The sequence below is a fragment of the Acinetobacter sp. LipI_23 genome, from assembly GCF_058243045.1.
The window spans coordinates 1,711,525-1,736,416 of sequence record NZ_JBZAYJ010000001.1 but is presented as its reverse complement, the minus strand read 5'-3'; the positions used below and the strand labels follow the sequence as shown (position 1 = coordinate 1,736,416).

Genomic DNA, 24,892 nt, shown 5'->3' with positions numbered 1-24,892 from the left:
TTTTGAAAATGTAAGTCGCTTATCTCATCAAGCGACTTTTCCAGAAACACAAGAGATGGCTCAAGATCTGGTTTTGGAAAACCAGATTTCCTATATTGATTACTTTAGATTAATGCAGGCTCATCAGTTTGAGCAGAATCGGGCGAAGCAGCTTCCGGCATTGGCTCCGGAGGTTCAATAATCGCAGGAATTTGATCAGGATGCGGCATGCTTTGCTTAATATTCGGGTCAAGATTCAATTCTAAAATATGTCGAAGTTGCTCTTTATCTAAAGCATTACTGACAATCACAAGGGTAAGACTTTCAGGGTGAATGTGTTTACGTATTGCATTTTGAACATCTAAAGGCGTGATTGTAGCTAAACGTTTTGGGTAGTCTGCTAAATAATTCGCATCTTGCTGATAAAACCCTATAGAGCCGAGTTGTGCATTGATGTTTGCATTGCTGCTATAGCTGTTAGGTAGGCTGCGTAACATACCGGCTTTAGTTTCTTCTAACTGCTGTGCATCAATTGGTTGATGGACAAAGTCAACTAGGGCTTTATGCGCCACTTGTATGCTGTCCATGAGCTGATCTTGCTGGGTTGAATAACTTAGACTAAAACTTCCAGCCGCTTGACTAAATGTAAAAGCACTGTTTGCTCCATAGGTGTATCCACGTTTAACGCGTAGTTCTTTCATTAAAATGGAGCTAAATCCACCCCCACCCAACATACGGTTAGCCAGTTCGAGCGCCAAACGATCAGGATCATCCCGCGTGGTTGATAGATGTCCCATGGTGACGTGGGCTTGAGTTGAATTAAATACAATATGTTGAATATCAAAGTTAGGTTTATCTTGTGGTACAGCAAGTGGCTTTGCTTCTTTACCTTGCGGAAGGGCTGCACTTATTCGTTCAGCCAGTTTCTGCGCTTGTTTAACACTGAGTTGGCCTGTCAGTGCAATATTCATATTTTGACTAACCAGAAATTCATCTCTGAATTTTTTTAAGTGCTGAGTCGTAATTTTTTTAATACTGCCATTGGTTCCCGTAATCGGTTCCGCATAAGGGTGTGAACCGTAGAGCGCACGATAGAAACGAATGCTCATCAATCGACTCGGGCTCTCTTTCAATTGCTTCTGACCTACTTGAGTATTGCTCACCATCAAACTAATACTGTTATTTTTAAAAGTAGAGTCTTTTAATACTTCAAGCATCGTACTTACCGCAGCATCTATTTTTTTAGGGTCAGACAACGAACGCAGTCGAACCACAAACATGTCACGGTGTGCAGCTACACTAAAACGAGCCCCGACTTGTTCAAAGGCATTCGCGATTTCAACTGCATCACGTTGCGTAGTGCCTTCATCGATGAGTTGTGCCGCCATATTGGCAACGCCATATAGTCCTTTTTCTACTTCTATATCTCGTGCAGAGCCTGCATTAAAGGTAAGTTGAATATCCACCATAGGTAAGGCGGGTGACTCAACAAATAGACTTCGAACTTTGTATTTGTTTTTAAGTTCATGTACATGTGGTGCTGTATAAAGGTCGCTAGTTTGAACTTGTTTTAAGCTTTGTAGAGAAGCAATAGACTGTAATGTACGTGGGTCATCATTGCTAACACTACTTGTACTTACATCTGCAATTACATTGGTAGTGCAAAAGGTAGACATGGTAATAAACAAGAGGCGAAAGATGGTCTTTTGATTTTTCATTATTTTGTGGCCTTCTTTTCTGGTTGAAGGTACAAGGTACTTAAGTTATCTCGTACAAAAGCGGTTTGGGCAACATGCTGAATATCTTCTGGTGTAACCGCTTCAAAATGCTGTGGAAGCTGATCCATTAGCCGATAATTCAAGCCATTCACGGCTAAGTTTCCAATCATCTTTGCTTGCCCGACAATGTCATCTTGACCATAAATTAAGTTTGCAACAAAGCGTGTGCTAATCCGTTCTAGCTCTTGAGGTTGAACAAGTTCTGTTTGGAGTCGCTCAATTTCATGTTCAATGGCTTTTTGTAGCTCCGGAAGTTCCACGCCAGTGACTGGAAGTGCGGAGATACTAAATAAACTGTCTCCACGGTTATAAGGGTCATAACTCACACTCAGTGCGGTCGCTAATTTTTTGTCGCGTACAAGGCGCTGTTGTAATCGAGAGCTGATCCCGCTATCTAACAAGCTTCGAATAAGTGTGAGCGCGTAAACATCTTCTGGATTGGTTGTTGTTGCAAGTGATTTCACATTCCAAGCCATATATAAATTTGGCACCTCAACATTGGTATTTTGTTCCATGTGACGGTAACCAATGTTCTCAAACTCAGTCACATCATTGCGTACAGGTGTTGGATGACTTTTGATGTCGCCAAAGTATTTTTGAACTTGTCGGAGCGCGGATTCTGCATTCACATCACCCACAATCACCAAGATCGCATTGTTTGGGCTATACCATTTTTGATACCACTGTTTCACATCATTTAGACTTATGTTTTGCAAGTGTTTCATGTGCCCAATGACGGGTTGACGATAGTGACTTGTGGGATACGAAATCCATTTGAAACGTTCGAAAGCGAGTGAACGTGGGTTGTCATCGGTACGCAGGCGTCTCTCCTCCATCACCACTTTAATTTCAGGGTCAAAGTCTTGTTTCCGTAGTAAGAGATTACGCATACGATCGGCTTCAAGTTCTAAAGCCATCGGAAAGTAAGTTTTAGGATAAAGCTGATAGTAATTGGTGTAATTGGTAAATGTTGCGGCATTTACTGTACCGCCATAGATTCGGCTTAAGCGACTGAATTCGTCATTGGGAACTTTGGATGTGCCTTTAAACATCATATGTTCCAGTACGTGCGAAATACCCGTTATATTTCCAGACTCATCGGTGCTACCGACTTTGTACCAAATTTGGGTCATGACCATTGGGGAGCGGTGGTCTTCACGGATAATCACCTGCAAGCCATTGCTTAAAGTAGTTTCAAAACTACTGCGGGTAAGTTCGCTGCGTATTTGTGCGTGGGTAGTTATAGGTAAACAAAGTAGAGTTAAACCCAGTGCAACTAAACTTTTTTTATAAGAATGCGTGACTAATAAGTGATGCATATAAAATTTGGGCTCAGGTTGAAGTGAAAGCATTTCAATAAATAACCATTCTTAAGAAAAATACGAACTAGATCAAGCGCCAGAAGTATTGATTTGTTAAGTGTTTACATAAAGTATTGTTGCTAAGCGAAAGCCTATCTTTTATGGTAGAATCTGTCTTTTTTAACGCAGTGCTTTTCAAGGATTCGGCATGCAACAGCAATCTAATGAGCAGAACAAATTTTTGATTGATGCTGATATCGGGGATGACGATGTCACACTACCAAGTTTACCTGTGGTCAATGTGCCAATCGTTGAAACAAAAGAGCAAACAGTTGTTAGTCCAGTTGTGGTTGCTGAAACAAGCGCAGAAGAAGCAGAGGCATCTGCAAAAGGCGGTTTCTTTAGCCGCATGAAAGAAGGGTTAACCAAAACCCGTAAAAACCTTGCTGATGGTATGGTCAATATTTTGATCGGTGGTAAGGAAATTGATGACGAACTGCTTGAAGAAGTTGAAGAGCAGCTTCTCGTGGCCGACATTGGCGTTGATGCAACGAAAACCATCATTACCAACTTAACTGAACGTACTGCACGTGGCGATTTAATTTACTCGCACTCGCTCTATAAAGCGCTTCAAGAAGAGTTGGTGGCTTTACTTGTGCCACGTGTGAAACCTTTACACATCGATCCGAACAAAACGCCTTATGTGATTTTGGTGGTGGGCGTAAACGGTGTGGGTAAAACCACAACCATTGGTAAATTGGCAAAACGTTTACAAGGTGAAGGCAAGAAAGTGATGCTTGCTGCGGGGGATACTTTCCGTGCGGCAGCGACTGAGCAGCTTCAAATTTGGGGTGAGCGTAATAATATTGCCGTAATCGCACAAGGCCATGGTGCTGACAGCGCTTCCGTAATTTTCGATGCTTTTGAAAGTGCACGTGCGAAAGGTGTTGATGTCTTGATCGCAGATACCGCAGGTCGTTTACATAACAAAGGTCATCTCATGCAAGAGTTGACCAAAGTAAAACGTGTCATGCAAAAAATCGATGCGACTGCGCCACACGAAGTTATGTTGGTGGTCGATGCAGGAACAGGTCAAAATGCGATTAATCAAGTAGAAATGTTTGATGAGGCAGTTGGCTTGACAGGCCTTACGATTACTAAACTCGATGGTACTGCGAAAGGTGGTGTACTATTCAATATTGCCAGTCGTACGCATGTTCCAATTCGTTTTATTGGTGTTGGTGAGAAAATTGACGACTTACGTCCTTTCTCTGCAAAATCCTTTGTTGCTGCTTTGTTCGAAACAGAGAAATAAGACTCAACAATACTGTTTTTAAAGTGTTAGATCAGTCACATAAACTCCGCTAAATGCGGAGTTTATTTTTTTATTCAATTTGTTTATTTTAAAAACAAGCATTTAGAAATCACGTAATGAATATAAGTGATTCTCCTGAGATTACACTAGCGCCTAACACAATAGGCAACACTGTACATTTGGGGGAACACGGTATGGCTTTATTACATAAAATTGGACAAGTTCTAACAACGGATTTAACCAAAGACTTAAAATTTAAAAAAAATCACGAAGAAGACCTAAAACAAACCACATTTATCGATCAACTAAAAAAGCGACGTAGTATTTATGTTTTAGGGAAGCGTGTACATTTAAGTCAGATGTATTTAGCTGAATTGATCCAAGAGGCTGTGCGAAGTTGTCCTTCGGCACATAATTCACAAAGTACTTGTATTGTGATTTTAATGGGCGATTCACATCATCACTTTTGGAATGTCGTAAAAGAAGTGCAGCGCAAGTTAGTCCCCGCGCATATTTTTGCTGGTGTAGAACTGAAGGTTGATCAATGCTCGGCAGGATTTGGTACAGTTCTATTCTATGAAGATCAGCAGATCATTCAAAAATTACAAAAGAAAATTCCTTTTGATGCGGCAGAATTTCCAGTTTGGTCAGAGCAAGTTTCAGGTATGGCCCAATATGCTGTATGGACTTGTTTAGCAGATGCAGGTTTGGGTGCGTCATTACAACATTATAACCCGAGTATTGATGCTGATATCTCCAGGGTTTTTGAGATTCCAAAACATTGGCTGTTACGTGCGCAATTGGTCTTTGGTTCGATAGAAGAAAAAGTCGCTGAAAAAGAACATTATAAAGATGAAGAGCGCTTTATGATCTATGCATAATGACACGAGATAATCTTTAGAGGTTTCTAGATCAAGTTTTGTATTGCTATGGCATATTGTTCTATTTTTAAGACACTATGTCGCTGAATTAAGCATGTTCAAATTTGAAATTATAGCTATGATGAATATGAATCTGCATATAACAAGATCGTGAGATCGCTGAGGAAAATAACATGTCATTTTTAGACCACATCAAACAACGCCGTACCATTTATGCTGTTGGTAAAAATGTAGCATTAACACCAGAACAAATTGAATCTGTAATTAAAGAAGCGGTAAATCACAGTCCTTCTGCATTTAACTCACAGACTTCTCGTATTGTGACTTTGTTTGGTGAGTCGCATTTACAGTTTTGGAATGTGGTGCGTGAAACTTTACGTAAAATTGTTCCAGAAGCTGCTTTTGAAGGCACAAATGCAAAAATTAATAGCTTTGCTGCAGGCTATGGTACGGTTTTATTTTATGAAGACCAAGATGTTGTAAAATCATTGCAGGAACAATTTGCGCTTTATGCAGATAATTTCCCAGTTTGGTCTGAACATTCTTCTGCAATTGCTCAATTTTCCGTATGGACTGCGTTATCTGAACAAAATGTTGGTGCGTCATTACAGCATTACAATCCAATCGTAGATGCTGAGATTGCAGAGATCTTCGATATCCCTGCGAATTGGAAACTTCGTGCACAACTTGTTTTTGGTTCGATTGAAGTACCTGCGGGCGAGAAAACATTTATGGCGGAAGCGGACCGCTTTAAAACATTCAATTAATAGCTCGTTGTTCAAATAAAAAAGAGCAGAGTAAGTCTGCTCTTTTTTTATTTTGAGATTTATCTTTAAAATATCAAAGCTTAGCAATATATATTGTAGTTGCGAATTGGTTCTAAGCTCAGAAATTGTCATAAAATTGTCATTTATAAACTGCATAGTGCAACACTTTAATAAACCATCGATAGAGTGTAAAAATGACCTTACGCATAACCCTTGCAACAGCAGCATTGATGTTGAGTACTTCAGTATTTTCAGCAGTGACTATTACTGCCCCAGAGGAAATAAAAATTGAAGGCTTGAATGGGCAAGAGGTTAAGAGTCGTTTATTCAGTTCTGACAATAAATATAATATTGATGCAGGTGAGAATATTATCAGTGTTCGCTATACCCAATTTTTTGAAGAGCATCCGGGTATTGGCTCACACGATATCGTTCGCTCAGGGATTGTGAATATTAAGACCCCAATTTTACAAGACCAACAGTCTTACCGTTTGGCACTGATCAATCCTCCGCAAAACCATGATGATGCCAAAGCTTATGCCAAGCAGCCGATCTTTGGTCTCTACAATGCCAAAAATCAGTTACTGGTTGAGCAAAAGGGCAGTAAAACTCAAAATGCAGGCATTCTTCAAAATTTATTTAGCGATGCACCAACCGATCTAACTCAAAAAGCAACGACAGTGGTACAACCTGCACCGGTCTATACGTCACAAGCTGTTGTTGCGAAAGCTGGGATAGAGAAACAAAAAGATTTAACAAGTTCTGGCAATGCTCAACAATTAATTAATACTTGGAAAAGTGCATCTAAATCTGAACGCCAAGCGTTTATGGCTTGGCTTGCTGAACAAGCACAGTAGCTGGTACATTCTAAAAAAAACAGCGTTAGCTGTTTTTTTATTTAAATAACACATTTATATAATGGATAACTTGATAAAATTGACTATAATTTAATCTAAAACGTATTTTTTTGCTTTAAAAATAACCAGTCAAATGGTTTTTTTGAATTATTTATTTAAATGCACTTGCGCTGCAAATAAAACTGTATAGAATACGCAGCACACCAACGTAATGTAGTGAATAACTTAAAGCGAAGGTCTTGCTGATGACGAATCAGCAAGAAGATCATTAAGAGATTATGAAGAACAACTTGTGTGGATTTTTACTGATTGATCGATCGAAAATATTTCATTGATTGAATGGTAAAAATTACTCGAAGTTTATTTGAGAAATATTTGTCAGAAAATTGATGAGCCAAGATTTGTAGCCATAAGCTACTAATGATTTTTAACTGAAGAGTTTGATCATGGCTCAGATTGAACGCTGGCGGCAGGCTTAACACATGCAAGTCGAGCGGGGAAGGGTAGCTTGCTACCTGACCTAGCGGCGGACGGGTGAGTAATGCTTAGGAATCTGCCTATTAGTGGGGGACAACATTCCGAAAGGAATGCTAATACCGCATACGCCCTACGGGGGAAAGCAGGGGATCTTCGGACCTTGCGCTAATAGATGAGCCTAAGTCAGATTAGCTAGTTGGTGGGGTAAAGGCCTACCAAGGCGACGATCTGTAGCGGGTCTGAGAGGATGATCCGCCACACTGGGACTGAGACACGGCCCAGACTCCTACGGGAGGCAGCAGTGGGGAATATTGGACAATGGGCGAAAGCCTGATCCAGCCATGCCGCGTGTGTGAAGAAGGCCTTTTGGTTGTAAAGCACTTTAAGCGAGGAGGAGGCTACTTGGATTAATACTCTAGGATAGTGGACGTTACTCGCAGAATAAGCACCGGCTAACTCTGTGCCAGCAGCCGCGGTAATACAGAGGGTGCGAGCGTTAATCGGATTTACTGGGCGTAAAGCGTGCGTAGGCGGCTTCTTAAGTCGGATGTGAAATCCCTGAGCTTAACTTAGGAATTGCATTCGATACTGGGAAGCTAGAGTATGGGAGAGGATGGTAGAATTCCAGGTGTAGCGGTGAAATGCGTAGAGATCTGGAGGAATACCGATGGCGAAGGCAGCCATCTGGCCTAATACTGACGCTGAGGTACGAAAGCATGGGGAGCAAACAGGATTAGATACCCTGGTAGTCCATGCCGTAAACGATGTCTACTAGCCGTTGGGGCCTTTGAGGCTTTAGTGGCGCAGCTAACGCGATAAGTAGACCGCCTGGGGAGTACGGTCGCAAGACTAAAACTCAAATGAATTGACGGGGGCCCGCACAAGCGGTGGAGCATGTGGTTTAATTCGATGCAACGCGAAGAACCTTACCTGGTCTTGACATAGTAAGAACTTTCCAGAGATGGATTGGTGCCTTCGGGAACTTACATACAGGTGCTGCATGGCTGTCGTCAGCTCGTGTCGTGAGATGTTGGGTTAAGTCCCGCAACGAGCGCAACCCTTTTCCTTATTTGCCAGCGGGTTAAGCCGGGAACTTTAAGGATACTGCCAGTGACAAACTGGAGGAAGGCGGGGACGACGTCAAGTCATCATGGCCCTTACGACCAGGGCTACACACGTGCTACAATGGTCGGTACAAAGGGTTGCTACCTAGCGATAGGATGCTAATCTCAAAAAGCCGATCGTAGTCCGGATTGGAGTCTGCAACTCGACTCCATGAAGTCGGAATCGCTAGTAATCGCGGATCAGAATGCCGCGGTGAATACGTTCCCGGGCCTTGTACACACCGCCCGTCACACCATGGGAATTTGTTGCACCAGAAGTAGGTAGTCTAACCGCAAGGAGGACGCTTACCACGGTGTGGCCGATGACTGGGGTGAAGTCGTAACAAGGTAGCCGTAGGGGAACCTGCGGCTGGATCACCTCCTTAACGAAAGATTGACGATTGGTAAGAATCCACAACAAGTTGTTCTTCATGACGATGTATCTGAGGGTCTGTAGCTCAGTTGGTTAGAGCACACGCTTGATAAGCGTGGGGTCACAAGTTCAAGTCTTGTCAGACCCACCAAATCTGACTAACAAGCATTGTTAAATGCTGAATACAGAAACAGAAACATTGACTTATTGATAAGCTGGGGACTTAGCTTAGTTGGTAGAGCGCCTGCTTTGCACGCAGGAGGTCAGGAGTTCGACTCTCCTAGTCTCCACCAAATTTCAAGACAAGAAAACTTAAAGCACTGCTTTAAGGCTTTTCCTTGAAATTTAAGCAAGAAGCTATGCTTCGCGCAGATAGGTTGGATTATAGAATTTAGTAAGTTGAAGCTTATTAACTTCTGTGATTTATCACAGTTTCCTGACCTGACGAAGGCTGGAAAAATCATTAACAGAATATATTTGAGTTGAAATAATTTGTTCATACTCGTTTTAGTTAACTTAACAAGCAATTGTTAACGTTGAATGAAATGAGTTACTAGCGAAATTAACTGAATCAAGCGTTTTGGTATGTGAATTGAATTGAAGCTGTACAGTGTTTAAGTACACAGAACAACAAACTGTAAGGAAGTGATGAGAAATCATCATAGACTGTCTTAATCCTACTTGTAGGGATTAACGACTGTTTGGGGTTGTATAGTCAAGTAATTAAGTGCATGTGGTGGATGCCTTGGCAGTCAGAGGCGATGAAAGACGTAATAGCCTGCGATAAGCTCCGGGGAGGCGGCAAATATCCTGTGATCCGGAGATTTCTGAATGGGGAAACCCACCTGTCATAAGGCAGGTATCGTATGATGAATACATAGTCATACGAGGCGAACGAGGGGAAGTGAAACATCTCAGTACCCTTAGGAAAAGAAATCAATTGAGATTCCCTCAGTAGCGGCGAGCGAACGGGGAAAAGCCCATTAAGTCATATCAGTTTTAGTGGAATGCTCTGGGAAGTGCAACCATAGTGGGTGATAGTCCTGTACACGAAAGGGCTGATATGATGATGTCGAGTAGGGCGGGGCACGTGAAACCTTGTCTGAATATGGGGGGACCATCCTCCAAGGCTAAATACTCCTGACTGACCGATAGTGAACCAGTACCGTGAGGGAAAGGCGAAAAGAACCCCTGTGAGGGGAGTGAAATAGATCCTGAAACCGCATGCATACAAGCAGTGGGAGCCGACATGTTCGGTGACTGCGTACCTTTTGTATAATGGGTCAGCGACTTACATTCAGTAGCGAGGTTAACCGCATAGGGGAGCCGTAGAGAAATCGAGTCTTAATAGGGCGTTTAGTTGCTGGGTGTAGACCCGAAACCGGGTGATCTATCCATGAGCAGGTTGAAGGTTGGGTAACACTAACTGGAGGACCGAACCCACTGTCGTTGAAAAGCCAGGGGATGACTTGTGGATAGGGGTGAAAGGCTAATCAAACTCGGTGATAGCTGGTTCTCCCCGAAAGCTATTTAGGTAGCGCCTCGGACGAATACCATTGGGGGTAGAGCACTGTTTCGGCTAGGGGGTCATCCCGACTTACCAAACCGATGCAAACTCCGAATACCAATGAGTACTATCCGGGAGACAGACTGCGGGTGCTAACGTCCGTAGTCAAGAGGAAAACAATCCAGACCGCCAGCTAAGGCCCCAAAATTATAGTTAAGTGGGAAACGATGTGGGAAGGCATAGACAGCTAGGAGGTTGGCTTAGAAGCAGCCACCCTTTAAAGAAAGCGTAATAGCTCACTAGTCGAGTCGGCCTGCGCGGAAGATGTAACGGGGCTAAAACTATATGCCGAAGCTGCGGATTTGCAATTTATTGCAAGTGGTAGGGGAGCGTTCTGTAAGCCGATGAAGGTGTATTGAGAAGTATGCTGGAGGTATCAGAAGTGCGAATGCTGACGTGAGTAACGACAATGCGAGTGAAAAACTCGCACGCTGAAAGACCAAGGGTTCCAGTCCAACGTTAATCGGGGCTGGGTGAGTCGACCCCTAAGGCGAGGCCGAGAGGCGTAGTCGATGGGAAATTGGTTAATATTCCAATACTTCTATGTAATGCGATGAGAGGACGGAGAAGGTTAAGTCAGCCTGGCGTTGGTTGTCCAGGTGGAAGGTTGTAGGCATGTATCTTAGGCAAATCCGGGGTACTGTATGCTGAGAACTGATAGCAAGCTGTACTTGTACAGTGAAGTGGCTGATACCATGCTTCCAGGAAAAGTCTCTAAGCTTCAGTTACATAGGAATCGTACCCGAAACCGACACAGGTGGTCAGGTCGAGTAGACCAAAGCGCTTGAGAGAACTCTGCTGAAGGAACTAGGCAAAATGGTACCGTAACTTCGGGAGAAGGTACGCTGCCGACGGTGATAGGATTTACTCCTTGAGCTATTGGCAGCCACAGAAACCAGGCCCCTGCAACTGTTTATTAAAAACATAGCACTCTGCAAACACGAAAGTGGACGTATAGGGTGTGATGCCTGCCCGGTGCTGGAAGGTTAATTGATGGGGTTAGCGTAAGCGAAGCTCTTGATCGAAGCCCCAGTAAACGGCGGCCGTAACTATAACGGTCCTAAGGTAGCGAAATTCCTTGTCGGGTAAGTTCCGACCTGCACGAATGGCATAATGATGGGGGCGCTGTCTCCAGCAGAGACTCAGTGAAATCGAATTCGCCGTGAAGATGCGGTGTACCCGCGGCTAGACGGAAAGACCCCGTGAACCTTTACTGCAGCTTGACATTGAACTTTGATCTTACTTGTGTAGGATAGGTGGGAGGCTTTGAAACCGAGACGCTAGTTTCGGTGGAGCCAATCTTGAAATACCACCCTGGTAATATTGAGGTTCTAACTCTGTCCCGTTATCCGGGACGAGGACCATGTCTGGTGGGTAGTTTGACTGGGGCGGTCTCCTCCTAAAGAGTAACGGAGGAGTACGAAGGTGCGCTCAGCGTGGTCGGAAATCACGCGTAGAGTATAAAGGCAAAAGCGCGCTTAACTGCGAGACCCACAAGTCGAGCAGGTACGAAAGTAGGTCTTAGTGATCCGGTGGTTCTGTATGGAAGGGCCATCGCTCAACGGATAAAAGGTACTCTGGGGATAACAGGCTGATACCGCCCAAGAGTTCATATCGACGGCGGTGTTTGGCACCTCGATGTCGGCTCATCTCATCCTGGGGCTGAAGCAGGTCCCAAGGGTATGGCTGTTCGCCATTTAAAGAGGTACGCGAGCTGGGTTTAGAACGTCGTGAGACAGTTCGGTCCCTATCTACCGTGGGCGTTGGAAATTTGAGAGGATCTGCTCCTAGTACGAGAGGACCAGAGTGGACGAACCTCTGGTGTACCGGTTGTGACGCCAGTCGCATCGCCGGGTAGCTATGTTCGGAAGGGATAACCGCTGAAAGCATCTAAGCGGGAAGCCTACCTCAAGATAAGATTTCCCTAGGACTTTATGTCCTCTAAAGAGCCGTTGAAGACTACGACGTTGATAGGTTGGATGTGGAAGCATAGTGATATGTGAAGCTGACCAATACTAATTGCTCGTGAGGCTTGACTATACAACACCCAAACAGTTGGTGTTGTGGTTCAAATCACTGCAAACAACTTGATTTAGTTATAAAGCTAGATAAAATATCCAACTCAAATATACCTGTTAATAACTCATTTGATGAAAGTTAGGCACGAAGAGCACTGCTCTGAGGTTAGACCCAACGAATAGTCATAAACAGTTGTGCTGGCGACAATAGCAAGAGTGAACCACCTGATCCCTTCCCGAACTCAGAAGTGAAACCTCTTAGCGCTGATGGTAGTGTGGAGTTATCCATGTGAGAGTAAGTCATCGCCAGCTCATTAATTCTAAATCCCCCTCCGCTTAAAGCAGAGGGGGATTTTTTTATGCTGAATATATTAAAACTAAAAAGAGTAGAGCGGAGAAGACTTCACTATAAGGGCTTCTAAAATTTAATAGGTAAAAATAAGAAGAAGTAATCAGATGAAAAGAGCCGGAAATAAGCTATCTATAAGGGCCTAAATAGTAAAAAACCAGCATTTTCTGGCTTTTATGTCTTATTTACAAGAGGTTATAGAGCACCTTTTAAGTTTTCTTGATGTGCTTTAACCTGTTTGGCATATTTCTTTCCTTGACGTTTCATTTTCCAGCTCGAATGGTAGCCTGTTGGACCGACATTATAATAAGCCAAAGCTTTGGGCCAACTTTCTGCTTTTTGGTTATAGTTAGCGAGAATATAAGTGCCACAATTAATATTATTAATTTCTTCAAATAAATCGCCAGGGCAGGTTTGTTGCCAATAGCGCGGGATAACTTGGGTAAGTCCAATAGCACCAGCAGGGGAAACAGCATAATTTCTATAGCTGGACTCTTGTCTTATGACCGCCGCAACTAGTAATGGATCGACATTATAGCGATCGGCACTTTGTACAATCATGGGTGCAATACGTAGTGCTGTAGTTGGTTCAACAGCATATGCCTTTTGAATGCCATTGGCTAATTTTGCTGAACGCTTTTCAACGGAACCGCCACCAAGTGATGCACAACCAGTAAATATTAAAAAAGTTGTTGTTAAAACTAAAACAGATTTAGCTTTAATATGAGATGTTGGCAAGTATCGTTGATAATTAAGCAAACTGTATATCCATTGGTATAATGTCTGAGAAGATCATATTGAGCTGTGCAATTACAGTCAAGTTGAGACAGAAGGGACTATTTTATGGTTTTGTTAAATCCGTACTTTATTTAAGCTAAATAGAGGTGATTAATCGAAATCCTAGATTTTATGCTGTGAGTAGACCCGCTTGCAAAGATAGTTTTGTCATATAAACCCATCGTATTTAGCTTCTTTATAGGTGATTGCATGGACAAGTCAAAGAAATTCCTCTTGCTTATAGCAAATAGCCTAAGCAGTATCTACATTGGTAAGACTGGCTATTCTCCAAATATTAAGTTTGAAATTATGAGGATATAAGGCCTAATGTAAAGACATGACTGAGGACTTATAAAAAGTTTCAAATTTCAAAAAAGGGTATTTCTCACATATGGAAAACAGTATTGAATATTTGTTTTATGATGCTCATCGATAATGTTTAAAAATAGAGTGGAGATACATAAAAAATTAAAAACATTTATCTAATATTAAATTTACTCAATAAATCTAAATTCTGTGATAGCGATACGTTTTTTGAAGCCCAACAAATAAGTTCAGCCGTTGTTAGATAGCATGAATCTAAGTCCAACGCTTTCTTATTTACATTACTTTCAATGTGAAGCCATGATTCTTTATTTAGAGAAACCATGGCTTCAACATGTCCGAAAGGGATGTTTTAATTTATTTCAATTCGCTTGATGACTTTCCGAGTTCACGGCGTGCAATGATGAGTTGCTGAATTTGTTGCGTACCTTCAAAAATATCTAGAATTTTAGAATCTCTTGCCCATTTTTCTAAAAGCTCATCTTCGTTGTAGCCTACTGTTGAGGCAAGTTCGACGCACTTAAGGGTAATTTCATTACAAATTCGACCAGCTTTGGCTTTGGAGATGGAGGCTTCTTTTGAGTTTGGCTTTTTGTTATCTGCCATCCAGGCGGCTTTTAAGGTCAGTAAACGAGCCGCTTCCCATTCGGCTTCCATGCGATAAATTTGGCTCGCAATATGAGTCGTTTGTAAGTATGGCGTTATATATTGAGGATCCAAACAATCGCTGAAAATCTCTTTAATGCGTTCTAGTGAGGCCTTGGCACAGCCTATAGCCATCGCTGCAACGAGCGGACGGGTATTATCAAAAGTTTCCATCACGCCAGCAAAGCCTTTAGCGATGTCAATTTCTGCATTTCCCAATAGGTTGTTAGCTGGTACTTGGCAGTCGATTAAACGAATAACTGCAGTATCAGAGGCTTTAATTCCTAGCTTATGCTCTAACCGTTCTACTGTCATGCCAGCAGTTCCTTTAGGAATCACAAAAGATTTGATCGCTGAACGACCTAATTTTTTATCCAGAGTTGCCCAAACGACGATAGCATCGGCACGGTCACCTGAAGTCACGAAAATCTTTTCACCATTTAAGATGTAATCTTCACCATCTTTTGTTGCTGTGGTGCGAATAGCAGCAGAGTCCGAGCCACAGTTTGGTTCAGTAATTGCCATGGCTGCCCATGTGTTTTTGAAACGCCCTAACTGCTCTTCATTGGCAACAGCTGCAATTGCTGAGTTTCCCAACCCTTGGCGGGGCATTGATAGAAGTAAAGCGGTGTCTCCATAACACATTTCAATTACACTTAAAGCGGTAGAGAGATTCACTCCATTTTTATTGCCTTGTTCATTGGTGCCCCGCTTACCGACAGCAGCACCCGCGTTCATACCTTCACCGCCTTCATTCATACCATCGACCAAAGATGCCAACATATCCAATTCTTTAGGATAGCTGTGTTCAGCTTTGTCGTATTTTCGGGAGATAGGACGTAGTACATTGATGGCCACTTGGTGGGCTTGATCAATCAGTAATTTAAATTTTTTAGGGTTTTGTAAATTCATGCCAGTTTTCCTTTTTATTATGCATGTAGACCAGAGTGAACAATCGCTGTTGCACGTAAATCACGATACCAACGCTCAACAGGATGTTCTTTGGTGAATCCGTGCCCACCTAAAATCTGTACACCATCGGTGCCAATTTTCATGGCTTTTTCGGCACAAAGTAAACGTGCTAAATAGGCTTCACGGTGAAATATCTGCCCAGATTCAGCTAGACTTGCGGCATTTAGAATGAGCATACGCATTGCATCAATTTCAATGGCCATATCGGCAATCATAAAAGCAACACTTTGACGGTGAGAAATTGGTTCACCAAAGGCGGTACGTTCATTGGCATATTCAATACAATATTTTTTGACCGCTTCACATGTGCCGACCGCCATTGCACACCACATTAAATTGCCGAGGTCTAAAAATGCCGTGTAGTTGAAATCTTCATCACCTAAGCGTAAAGCAGGGGTTTGATTAAAAATTAAAGTTGCTGTTTCCGTTGCTTTGAGCCCCATAGCAGGAGATTTTTTAAACTGAATACTTTCATCCCGTCTGAGAATAAAAACTTCAGCTTGGCCATTAAGTTCAGCACTGACAAGGAAAATATCTGCACCTTCAGCCAATAGTACCAGTGTCTTTTCACCTTGAATAAAATATTGACCATCACGTGAAATGGCTTTGGTTTTTAACTGGTAAGGATTAAAAGCAGGCGTAACTTCTTGGATTGCAAAGCTAGCGCGAATGCTACTGTCTTGCGCAAAACTATTTAAATATAAAGCTTGTACTTGCTCAGAACCCCATTGTGTAATGGCATTAATCACACTAAAGGTAGAGAGCATACCAGCGGCTAAACTAAAATCACCTTTGGCCAGATGTTCTGCAATAAGTACATTACTCAGAATATTTTTCTCAGCAGCGACACCACCGAGTGCCTCAGGCAAAGCATAAAAGTTCAGACCTAGCTCTTCAATATATTGCCAAAGCTCTGTTGGAAAAGTTTCATTTTGATCGGCACTTGCGGCTAATGGGTAAAGTATATCGGCGGCAAACTGAGACATGGTGTCGATGGTCATTTGCTGATCTTCTGAATAGCTCAGATCAAATAATGATTTTTCTTGATTGTTGAGCCGTTGTTTATGTAGATCTTTATTGGCTTTAAAGGCTTTTTGTGTTTTTGATAGAGTCTTATAGCCCGCTTTTGAGCCTTGATAAAGCGATTTCTCCATAAATTTTCTAAGTTTTAATTGGTCAAGTACGTCGCTACTTGCCATTTTTGTGATCAGTGATAAGCCAAATCCCTGCGCCTTATTTACCATATTTGTCATTATTTTCATCCAGCAGAATTATTCTGTGGTTTTATGCTGACATAGCGGCACACGAATAACTATGTCATGACTGACATGACGTATTGTCAAAGATAAACGGTATGTGGCGTATTTTAAATTATTCTAATATTTTGTTTTTTAAGTTTTTTATTGAATCGTTTGGAATTGAAATGATTGATCAATTGACCAAAATGACATCGCGTCATTTTGGTCAATGTACTTTTAGATAAATTTTTTCACCATTGCGCGAACATTAGTTTTCGCTTCAATCACAGTCATAAAGGTATAAGCACCGATGAATTTACGGCTGATAAACATAAATTCTTTCGGTGGAACACTAAAATAGCGAGACGCCATCGACTTTGAGGCTTGTTGCATTACACGGCTATGAAGCTGACTGGCTTTCCAGTCATAAGCAAAGTGTTCATCCATAACACCAGCAGGTAAGTCTGGGTTGTTGCTTGGGCTGCTGAATGCTTCAGTTGCGAGTAAGAAGACTTTAGCCATATCGGGTTTAATGCTTTGAGGGATAGAGTCGAAAAACTCATAGCCTGTCATCGCTTGAACCATTTCTTCACTACTATGATTAAACCCAGCATGAATGAGCTTGCGTGCAACACCAAGTAAGTGTTCATCAAACTGTCGTATTGCGCCGAAATCAAGCAGAACGATTTTGTCCAAGATGTCATTGCCATTACCTAAGCGAACGAGGTAATTACCAAAGTTCGGGTCGGTCTGCATTTCACCCCATTCAAAAATCTCACGTACCGCAATTTCAAGTGATGCTTCGCCAAGTTTGTTGCGACGTTCTTGCGGCAGAGACAGCATGACAGGGCTGTTAATCGGCACGCCACGTTCAAATGTCATACACAATACTTGGTCTGTGCAGTAGCCATCTATAATTTGCGGCACGATGTAGCGTGGGTCTTCTTTTAAGCGAGCAGCAAAGCGGCGTGTGGTTGCAGCCTCAATTTTATAATTCACTTCACGGTGCATCATCTCACGAACTTCATCGAACCATTGGTCGAACTCGCGTGTTTGCGGCACCATACGTGTCAGTTTAAGCATGTTTTTAAACAGGCTCATGTCTGAGTCAATGGCTTCAGCAACGCCAGGATATTGAATTTTCAATACCATCTCTAAACCATCAGACTTACGCGTTGCACGGTGGACTTGTGCCAGTGATGCAGTGCCCAGTGGCTCATGATCGATGGTTAAATCATCTAGTTTAGAACCCAACTGGTTGTGCAGTTGCTGTTTTATCGCAGGCCACGCTAAAGCGACTGTTTGGTTATTTAAAGTATTTAAGGCTTGCGTGATTTCTTCAGGTAGAAAGTGTTCACCATAAAGTGCCATCATTTGGCCAATTTTGACGATAGAACCTTTAAGTTTGCCTATTTCAGAAACAAGATAATCGGCCTGTTCTTTCATTGCTTTTTTGCGTTTCTTTTCTTTTTCTTCTTCGCTAGAAAACATAGTTGTCGCATTAGACGCAGCCCAACGTGTTCCAGCAAGCAACGAAGCTTTGGCAATCGATAAACGACGATCCATAGAGGAGGTTTTCAGTTGTTTAAGCTTATCGTTGTGATCTGACATAATTCAGTAAAATCCTTTCATCAGCAAGGGCAGCATTTTAGATTGTAACGGATAATATCGTGTATTCACGTATTAAAAAAGTTCAACTTGCTGAATCTCGAGTTAAAAAAGGCCATAAGTGTTAAGCAACCATCTAAATAAAGCCTAATCGGGATTGTTACATGCGAAATTTTACTTTAAGGGTATTTTTCTGAATCAATTCATCTTTATGCATTTGTATGTGTTGCAGGATCATTTCTTGTACCGGTTGGTGCATAAACCCATGTGCATAACCTTTAACAATGATGATGCTCGGTAGGCTAAAAAAGAAGTATCGAGCATCTTCAATAGTTGCACATTCATAGATCCCTTGTTGCTGTAACAGCTTTTGGAAATAGGCTTTTTCAGTGGCGACATGATTGTTTTCGGTGTCATTCCAATAGCGTTCACGCATCGCCATTAAATTGTTGTGTTTATAACTCATAAATTTGGGGAATATTGGCAGAAGAACTCACCTTATAATAAGGCTGTTTGATCAGGTTTCAATGCAAAGCCTGTGACTTCATGTAAAAAGCTGTGCGGTGGAAATTTTATAAGAGGCTAGTATGTTCATACAAAATAGGATGTTATATTAAAGCGCTGCAGCACGCAGATGCTGTGAATGATTAGATTAAAAAATCAATGAAGAAAATTTGCTTTGGGGAAAGGAATTGAAACAAATATTCAGTGCGTTGCTTGTTGTGGGATTATTCAGTGGTTCAGCCTATGCAATGGGCCCAACTAAAAAATATGAAGCATGCATGAAGCAAACTGGCAATGTCTTGAGTGAAATTGATGCATGCATGAGTAAAGAATATAAAGTACAAAAGAAACGTTTAAAGAAAGTATTTAAGCCGTATTTAGCGAAGGCTCCTGCAGAAGAGCAAGGACTGGTTAAACAGTCTCATCAGCAATGGCTGGCGCAGCGTGATCAGATTTGTAATAACAAACCTATCGTGAAAAATGAAAAGACTGAATTACAGCGTATTTCTTGTCTGATGCAAATGACGCAAACCCGTGCAGATATGTACGAAGCACGTACAGGCAGTATCAGCAAATAAGAGCAAAGCGTATGAAAATGTGTTTGCCGTGCATCAAAACATTATAAATCATAGAAAAACAGGGTATCATAAGGCGTTTTTATTATGACCTTGGAGACGCCTTTAGTGGATCGCCCGACTATTAGCCCTGAACATATACAGGAAGCCGCTGAAAACTTAAGCACAATTCGTGATTTTATCCGTTTTGGAGTGACAGCATTACGTCAATACGATGCACATTTAGGTCAAGGTACAGAAGACTATTTTGCTGAAAGTTCAGCTTTGGTTTTACAAACTTTATCTTTAGATTGGAATGCGGATGCTGAAATCTTAGAGTCGAAGCTACTACCAAGTGAAAAGACAGAAGTTTTAAGCTTATTAGAACGTCGTATTAATGAAAAAGTACCGACTTCATATTTGCTTAATTTGGCATATTTTGATGGCAAACCATATTATGTTGACGAACGTGTACTGATTCCACGTTCACCGATTGCAGAATTGATTCAAAACCGTTTTGCGCCTTATTGCTTGGGTGAAAATGGCCAAATGGGTGAGGCAGTCAATAACTTGCCAGAAAACCCGAATCCAAAAACGCCACAACGTATTTTAGATATGTGTACGGGCTCAGGTTGTATCGCGATTGCTTTGGCTTATGCCTACCCAGATGCCGAAGTAGATGCAACGGATATTTCTAAAGAAGCTTTAGAAGTGGCTCAAATTAACTCGGAACACCACGACAAACAGTATCAAGTCGCTCTACTTGAGTCTGACTTGTTTTCCAAAATTCCTGCTGAAAATCAATACGATCTTATCGTGTCGAATCCACCTTATGTGGATGCTGAAGACATGGCAGATTTACCTGAAGAATTCCACCATGAGCCAGAATTGGCATTGGCGGCAGGTCAAGATGGCTTAGATTTGGTTCGTAAAATGTTAGCTCAAGCGCCAGATTACTTAACTGAAGATGGTCTCATCGTGATTGAAGTGGGTAATTCTGAATGGGCAATGCGCCAAAACTTTAATACCGTTGATTTTTACTGGTTACAGTTCCAAAAAGGCGGTACAGGAATCTTTGCATTGACCGCTGCTCAATGCCGTCAATTCCGTGATTTATTCATTCAATCTGTTCAAGCATAAAAGGAGTCGTTAGACATGGCAGGTAATAGTATAGGGCAACTCTTCCGTGTAACGACTTGTGGTGAATCTCATGGTGTAGGCTTAATGGCGATTGTGGATGGTGTTCCACCGGGCCTCGAGCTTACAGCAGACGATTTACAAAAAGATTTAGACCGTCGTAAGCCAGGCACATCTAAATTTGCGACACAGCGCAAAGAACCTGATGAAGTTGAAATCATTTCAGGTGTGTTTGAAGGTAAAACGACTGGAACTTCAATTGGTTTACTCATTCGTAATACCGACCAAAAATCGAAAGACTACGGTAACATTGCACAAAGCTTCCGTCCGGGACATGCAGACTATACTTATACACAAAAGTATGGTTTCCGTGATTACCGTGGTGGTGGTCGTTCAAGTGCGCGTGAAACGGCTATGCGTGTGGCTGCGGGTGCAATTGCGAAAAAATACTTGGCTGAAAAGTTTGGTATTTTAATTCGTGGTCATGTGACCCAAATTGGAACTGAAGTTGCGGAAAAATTGGATTGGAATGAAGTACCTAATAATCCATTTTTCTGTGGCGATGTCGATGCCGTACCGCGTTTTGAAGCACTGGTGACTTCATTACGTGAACAAGGTACCAGTTGCGGCGCAAAACTTGAAATTTTGGCTGAAAAAGTGCCTGTAGGTTGGGGTGAGCCTGTTTTTGACCGTCTAGATGCTGACATTGCCCATGCCATGATGTCGATTAACGCGGTCAAAGGGGTTGAGATTGGTGATGGTTTTGCCGTTGCTGGTCAGTTTGGACATGAGAGCCGAGATGAGTTAACCACTGATGGCTTCCTTGCGAACCATGCAGGGGGCATTTTAGGTGGTATTTCGAGTGGCCAAACTATTCGTGTTGCAATTGCGCTTAAACCAACAGCATCTATTACCACACCGGGTAAAACGATCAATATTAATCGTGAAGACACGGATGTATTAACCAAAGGTCGTCATGACCCTTGCGTGGGTGTGCGTGCGGCTCCGATTGCAGAAGCGATGCTTGCGATTGTTTTAATGGATCACTTTCTGCGTCATCGTGCTCAAAATGCAGATGTCGTTGCACCATTTGCACCGATTGAATACTAGAAAATTCTCTTTATATTTAAGAGAATACACATTAAAGTCAGACTTCGGTCTGACTTTTTTTATTTACGTATGAAAGCTAATCTTAAATGTAAGAAAAGAGCTGTTGGCATATTATGCCCGCTATGGTTATCACGATACTCAGAAAACAGCATCTTACCTATTAAGTTAAGTGCCAAATTTGGTCTTACTGAGTAAGAAAATTTAGAGAGTTAATTTTTAAAAGAAAAAAGAAGGGGCGTATGAATAAAAAAATAAGCACAGCCAGACGAGGCACCATTATATTTTTATCATTACTCACAGTTTTGGTTATTTCATTGTTGATATACGGCTATGACAGTATGCATGACCCTGAAAAAGTCAAAGCGCGCTTATATGCTTGTGGAAAATTTGGTGATCGGCACATGCTTATTGATAAGCAGTATTTACTTTTTGGCAGAGTGACCTATCAAGGTGTTAATTACTGGGGGAAAAATATCAAAGAAGAACACGAGGCCAAAGGTTGTGATGATCAAATTCAAAGTATTGCTTTGAAAGTGAAATGGCCTGAAATGAGAACGTCGAGTGAAGGCTTTAGACTAGGTTCTGAGTATAAAAATGATATCACAATCGCATTAAACCAACGCTCAGTTTGGAAAGAGGAGTGGGGAAGTAAAGACTTTTTTAATGAGTTTTTACTTTTAAAACAATATTTAAGGAAAGGAATGTCTTCTGGTGGAGAAGAGGTGAGTGAAGTATGGATAGATGAAACAAAAACATTTAACTCAGATTTGGGACTCTACGAAATAGACGTAAAAAGTGATGATGGTGTTGGAAAAAAGGTGTATTGGCAGGAGCGTAAAGGTAAAGGGGTAAGCCTAACCATTAAGTGTCTTTATTTTAAGACTGGTGCAACAAGTTGTGAACTTAATGCACATCAACCCAATTATGGGTTTAATACGAGTTATATAAAGATCGATTTTCATAGCGAATTACTGCCACATTGGCAAGAAATTTATCAAGATGCAGAACAACTCATTCATTCTTTTAAGGTTGAGAAAAAATAAAATGAAACATCCGAAGAGTATAGACCGTACCTATGCTCAAAGATGTTTAGATGACCTTAGGATAGCGCTAATGTCCGACAGTACGTGTCCTCTTTTGAAGCAAAAAGATAGTCATGTTAGCCAGTATAGTGCAATGCTTGTCCTAAACTGAGGTTGTGCTTTATAAAAATAAACGAAAGATAATACTTTAAGAGCAGTTTTCAACCGGATCATTACATGGTATATAAATTGCTCATAGAATAATAAGCATTATTGCAGGAGAGAAATGTTCTGCATTCGCCGAAGGAGCAACGACCCCGGAAACTCTCAGGCAAAAGGACTGTAATAATGAAAAAACTCTGGAGAGAAGTGTTCAATCACTCACCGAAGGGGATGGTTTAAAACATCATGGGATGTTTTAGGTCGAAGCTCTCAGGTACACATGACAGATGGGGTTGACATCAAACAATAAAAAGGAGGTGTCTATGTGTCATGTCGTTGTCATTGGTGCTGGAATTACAGGCGTCACAACTGCTTATGAATTAAGTCAACTGGGTTATCACGTGACAGTTGTGGATCGTCATTTATTTCCAGCCATGGAAACTTCTTTTGCAAATGGTGGACAACTGTCTGCATGCAATGCGGAAGTTTGGAACCAAAAATCGACAGTGCTGAAAGGCATGAAATGGATGTCTCAAAAATCTGCCCCTTTATTGCTCAATCCTGCGTTTAGTGTGCATAAATATGCATGGCTGATGGAATTTCTGGGCAATATTAAACATTATGAGGCTAATACCCACGAAACAGTACGTTTGGCTTTATTGGCTCGTCAGCGCTTGTTCGAAATTGCGGATAAAGAGTCAATCGACTTCAATTTAGAAAAACGTGGTATTTTGCATTTTTATCATAATAAACAAGATTATGACGTTGCCATCCGAGTCAATGATTTACTCAATAAAGGTGGACTTGAACGCTGTGGGGTAAGCAATGAAGAAATTAAGCAAATTGAGCCGACATTGACCGGCGACTATTATGCTGGATTTTATTGTGAGGGTGATGCGACGGGTGATATTCATAAGTACACCACAGGTTTGGCTGAAGTTACCAAAAAGTTAGGTGTGAAGTATCGTTTTGGTATGGATGTGACAGATATCGAACATTTAACTTCAGGTGTTGAAGTGAAGTTACAGCCAAGTTCAGAGAATGTTGAACTGCTTCCAAATGAAGTGGAAATGTTGGCTGCCGATGCTGTTGTGGTTTGTGCTGGGGTGGGTAGCTATCAATTGGCTGAATTGGTCCAAGAACGCGTCAATGTTTATCCTGTAAAGGGATATTCGATTACGGTGATGTTAAATGACGAAGAGAGTCAGCAAAATGCGCCGTGGGTGAGTTTGCTGGATGAAAGCGCGAAGATTGTAACTTCACGTTTAGGTAAAGATCGTTTCCGTGTTGCGGGCACTGCTGAATTTAATGGCTATAACCGTGATATCCGTGCAGATCGGATTCAACCTCTTGTTGACTGGACCAATCGTAACTTTAAAGTCTCGACAGAGCATGCGGTGCCTTGGGCAGGTCTTCGCCCTATGATGCCGAATATGATGCCTGTAGTGCGCCGTGGAAAGCTAGAACGTGTGTTCTTTAATACAGGACATGGGCACTTAGGTTGGACGCTATCTGCGGCAACTGCGGCAATGATTAGTCAAGAAGTCGCGACAGCGTATCCTGTTTAATTCGAGTGCATCCTTGGAGGGATAAAAACAAGCTTGCTTCGAGCTTGTTTTTATCATTTTTGTTCAATGATGTTATAATTCTGCCTTAATTTCAAAAGATTGCTCACAAATGAATACTTTAAACTTGAGCAAAAATAAGTAGTATTGTTTCAAGCAATTGATGACTAATGTGAAGGTGCATAATGATTAACATGAAAATGGCTTTGGTGGTTTTAGCTTCTGCAACAATGCTGTCGCTTGCTGCGTGTAGTGACAAAAAACAAGAGACTGAACAAACGCCAGTGGAAAGTTCAGCGGCTGAAACACCAGTAACCAATATTGAAGTTAGTCCAGAGATGATTGATGCTGCACCTTTAGAGTCTGAAGAAGCAGGTGCATCAGCACCAGCGGCAGCTTCTGAAGCGAAATAAGTCCAAAAATAATAAAAGCCTCCCAATGTGGAGGCTTTTTTTATGGGTGAGAGTGATATCAGCGTTTAATCGTAAATATTTAGATTCAGGATATAA

General features: G+C 41.8%; 17 protein-coding genes, 2 tRNA genes, 3 rRNA genes and 1 riboswitch. Of the genes, 15 read left to right on the top strand and 7 right to left on the bottom strand.

Annotated elements, in window-relative coordinates; translation table 11 throughout:
• Window positions 1–104 precede the first annotated feature (104 nt).
• Both AC4CVD_RS08525 and AC4CVD_RS08520 read right to left on the bottom strand, forming a co-directional pair.
• The gene (locus AC4CVD_RS08525; protein WP_490752856.1) at window positions 105–1,697 is read right to left on the bottom strand and encodes a M16 family metallopeptidase; all 1,593 of its coding nucleotides are present in this window, start codon (window positions 1,695–1,697) and stop codon (window positions 105–107) included.
• Window positions 1,697–3,076, bottom strand: coding sequence for a M16 family metallopeptidase (locus tag AC4CVD_RS08520; protein WP_490753506.1), 1,380 nt, complete (start codon window positions 3,074–3,076; stop codon window positions 1,697–1,699). The genes AC4CVD_RS08525 and AC4CVD_RS08520 overlap by 1 nt, the downstream gene beginning before the upstream one ends.
• A gap of 190 nt (window positions 3,077–3,266) precedes the next feature.
• Here AC4CVD_RS08520 and ftsY point away from each other — a divergent pair, with 190 nt between their 5' ends.
• The 9 genes from ftsY (at window position 3,267) to rrf (ending at window position 12,728) form a co-directional block, all read left to right on the top strand.
• Window positions 3,267–4,373, top strand: coding sequence for a signal recognition particle-docking protein FtsY (ftsY, locus tag AC4CVD_RS08515; protein WP_490752855.1), 1,107 nt, complete (start codon window positions 3,267–3,269; stop codon window positions 4,371–4,373).
• Between the two features lie 194 nt (window positions 4,374–4,567).
• Window positions 4,568–5,254 (top strand): nitroreductase family protein, encoded by a 687-nt coding sequence (locus AC4CVD_RS08510; RefSeq protein ID WP_490752853.1) that lies wholly within the window; start codon window positions 4,568–4,570, stop codon window positions 5,252–5,254.
• A gap of 173 nt (window positions 5,255–5,427) precedes the next feature.
• Window positions 5,428–6,021 carry a nitroreductase family protein gene (locus AC4CVD_RS08505; RefSeq protein WP_490752851.1) on the top strand — a complete coding sequence of 198 codons (594 nt, stop codon included), beginning with the start codon at window positions 5,428–5,430 and terminating at the stop codon, window positions 6,019–6,021.
• A gap of 194 nt (window positions 6,022–6,215) precedes the next feature.
• The gene (locus AC4CVD_RS08500; protein ID WP_279744667.1) at window positions 6,216–6,878 is read left to right on the top strand and encodes a DUF2057 family protein; all 663 of its coding nucleotides are present in this window, start codon (window positions 6,216–6,218) and stop codon (window positions 6,876–6,878) included.
• A 428-nt stretch (window positions 6,879–7,306) separates the two neighbouring features.
• Window positions 7,307–8,844: ribosomal RNA gene (locus AC4CVD_RS08495) — 16S ribosomal RNA — on the top strand.
• A gap of 61 nt (window positions 8,845–8,905) precedes the next feature.
• Window positions 8,906–8,982 (top strand) — tRNA-Ile (locus AC4CVD_RS08490).
• A 66-nt stretch (window positions 8,983–9,048) separates the two neighbouring features.
• A tRNA-Ala gene (locus tag AC4CVD_RS08485) sits at window positions 9,049–9,124 on the top strand.
• 420 nt (window positions 9,125–9,544) lie between these two features.
• Window positions 9,545–12,438 (top strand): 23S ribosomal RNA (locus tag AC4CVD_RS08480).
• A 175-nt stretch (window positions 12,439–12,613) separates the two neighbouring features.
• A 5S ribosomal RNA gene (rrf, locus tag AC4CVD_RS08475) occupies window positions 12,614–12,728 on the top strand.
• The 16S, 23S and 5S rRNA genes sit together here with 2 tRNA genes alongside, the layout of an rRNA operon.
• A gap of 232 nt (window positions 12,729–12,960) precedes the next feature.
• Here the strand turns inward: rrf and AC4CVD_RS08470 are convergent.
• The 5 genes from AC4CVD_RS08470 to AC4CVD_RS08450 form a co-directional block, all read right to left on the bottom strand.
• Window positions 12,961–13,524 (bottom strand): lytic transglycosylase domain-containing protein, encoded by a 564-nt coding sequence (locus AC4CVD_RS08470; protein ID WP_126036612.1) that lies wholly within the window; start codon window positions 13,522–13,524, stop codon window positions 12,961–12,963.
• A gap of 699 nt (window positions 13,525–14,223) precedes the next feature.
• Window positions 14,224–15,423 (bottom strand): acyl-CoA dehydrogenase family protein, encoded by a 1,200-nt coding sequence (locus AC4CVD_RS08465; protein WP_281963675.1) that lies wholly within the window; start codon window positions 15,421–15,423, stop codon window positions 14,224–14,226.
• A 17-nt stretch (window positions 15,424–15,440) separates the two neighbouring features.
• Entirely contained in the window at window positions 15,441–16,727 is a 1,287-nt protein-coding gene (locus AC4CVD_RS08460) for an acyl-CoA dehydrogenase family protein (protein ID WP_490753505.1), read from the bottom strand.
• A gap of 231 nt (window positions 16,728–16,958) precedes the next feature.
• Window positions 16,959–18,332 (bottom strand): ABC1 kinase family protein, encoded by a 1,374-nt coding sequence (locus AC4CVD_RS08455; protein ID WP_004979504.1) that lies wholly within the window; start codon window positions 18,330–18,332, stop codon window positions 16,959–16,961.
• Between the two features lie 157 nt (window positions 18,333–18,489).
• Entirely contained in the window at window positions 18,490–18,795 is a 306-nt protein-coding gene (locus AC4CVD_RS08450) for a hypothetical protein (RefSeq protein WP_004979505.1), read from the bottom strand.
• Between the two features lie 226 nt (window positions 18,796–19,021).
• Here AC4CVD_RS08450 and AC4CVD_RS08445 point away from each other — a divergent pair, with 226 nt between their 5' ends.
• From AC4CVD_RS08445 to AC4CVD_RS08420, 6 genes are all read left to right on the top strand, one after another.
• Window positions 19,022–19,411 (top strand): lysozyme inhibitor LprI family protein, encoded by a 390-nt coding sequence (locus AC4CVD_RS08445; RefSeq protein WP_004979507.1) that lies wholly within the window; start codon window positions 19,022–19,024, stop codon window positions 19,409–19,411.
• Window positions 19,412–19,516: 105 nt separating this feature from the next.
• Window positions 19,517–20,527 carry a 50S ribosomal protein L3 N(5)-glutamine methyltransferase gene (gene prmB, locus AC4CVD_RS08440; RefSeq protein WP_010326759.1) on the top strand — a complete coding sequence of 337 codons (1,011 nt, stop codon included), beginning with the start codon at window positions 19,517–19,519 and terminating at the stop codon, window positions 20,525–20,527.
• Window positions 20,528–20,542: 15 nt separating this feature from the next.
• Window positions 20,543–21,634: a chorismate synthase gene (gene aroC / locus AC4CVD_RS08435; RefSeq protein ID WP_490752847.1), complete on the top strand. Its 1,092-nt coding sequence runs from the start codon at window positions 20,543–20,545 to the stop codon at window positions 21,632–21,634.
• Window positions 21,635–21,873: 239 nt separating this feature from the next.
• Window positions 21,874–22,677, top strand: a complete 804-nt coding sequence (locus AC4CVD_RS08430) for a hypothetical protein (RefSeq protein WP_490752845.1) — start codon at window positions 21,874–21,876, stop codon at window positions 22,675–22,677.
• Between the two features lie 245 nt (window positions 22,678–22,922).
• Window positions 22,923–23,009: riboswitch (glycine riboswitch) on the top strand.
• A gap of 132 nt (window positions 23,010–23,141) precedes the next feature.
• Window positions 23,142–24,386 carry a D-amino acid dehydrogenase gene (locus tag AC4CVD_RS08425; protein WP_490752843.1) on the top strand — a complete coding sequence of 415 codons (1,245 nt, stop codon included), beginning with the start codon at window positions 23,142–23,144 and terminating at the stop codon, window positions 24,384–24,386.
• A 182-nt stretch (window positions 24,387–24,568) separates the two neighbouring features.
• Window positions 24,569–24,796 carry a hypothetical protein gene (locus AC4CVD_RS08420; RefSeq protein WP_004693026.1) on the top strand — a complete coding sequence of 76 codons (228 nt, stop codon included), beginning with the start codon at window positions 24,569–24,571 and terminating at the stop codon, window positions 24,794–24,796.
• Window positions 24,797–24,892 lie beyond the last annotated feature (96 nt).

Excerpts from the sequence above, each read along its gene's own strand:
- AC4CVD_RS08525 (WP_490752856.1), bottom strand. The coding sequence starts at position 1,697 with ATGAAAAATCAAAAGACCATCTTTCGCCTCTTGTTTATTACCATGTCT.
- AC4CVD_RS08520 (WP_490753506.1), bottom strand. The coding sequence starts at position 3,076 with ATGCATCACTTATTAGTCACGCATTCTTATAAAAAAAGTTTAGTTGCA.
- ftsY (WP_490752855.1), top strand. The coding sequence starts at position 3,267 with ATGCAACAGCAATCTAATGAGCAGAACAAATTTTTGATTGATGCTGAT.
- AC4CVD_RS08510 (WP_490752853.1), top strand. The coding sequence starts at position 4,568 with ATGGCTTTATTACATAAAATTGGACAAGTTCTAACAACGGATTTAACC.
- AC4CVD_RS08505 (WP_490752851.1), top strand. The coding sequence starts at position 5,428 with ATGTCATTTTTAGACCACATCAAACAACGCCGTACCATTTATGCTGTT.
- AC4CVD_RS08500 (WP_279744667.1), top strand. The coding sequence starts at position 6,216 with ATGACCTTACGCATAACCCTTGCAACAGCAGCATTGATGTTGAGTACT.
- AC4CVD_RS08465 (WP_281963675.1), bottom strand. The coding sequence starts at position 15,423 with ATGAATTTACAAAACCCTAAAAAATTTAAATTACTGATTGATCAAGCC.
- AC4CVD_RS08460 (WP_490753505.1), bottom strand. The coding sequence starts at position 16,727 with ATGGTAAATAAGGCGCAGGGATTTGGCTTATCACTGATCACAAAAATG.
- AC4CVD_RS08455 (WP_004979504.1), bottom strand. The coding sequence starts at position 18,332 with ATGTCAGATCACAACGATAAGCTTAAACAACTGAAAACCTCCTCTATG.
- AC4CVD_RS08450 (WP_004979505.1), bottom strand. The coding sequence starts at position 18,795 with ATGAGTTATAAACACAACAATTTAATGGCGATGCGTGAACGCTATTGG.
- aroC (WP_490752847.1), top strand. The coding sequence starts at position 20,543 with ATGGCAGGTAATAGTATAGGGCAACTCTTCCGTGTAACGACTTGTGGT.
- AC4CVD_RS08430 (WP_490752845.1), top strand. The coding sequence starts at position 21,874 with ATGAATAAAAAAATAAGCACAGCCAGACGAGGCACCATTATATTTTTA.
- AC4CVD_RS08425 (WP_490752843.1), top strand. The coding sequence starts at position 23,142 with ATGTGTCATGTCGTTGTCATTGGTGCTGGAATTACAGGCGTCACAACT.
- AC4CVD_RS08420 (WP_004693026.1), top strand. The coding sequence starts at position 24,569 with ATGATTAACATGAAAATGGCTTTGGTGGTTTTAGCTTCTGCAACAATG.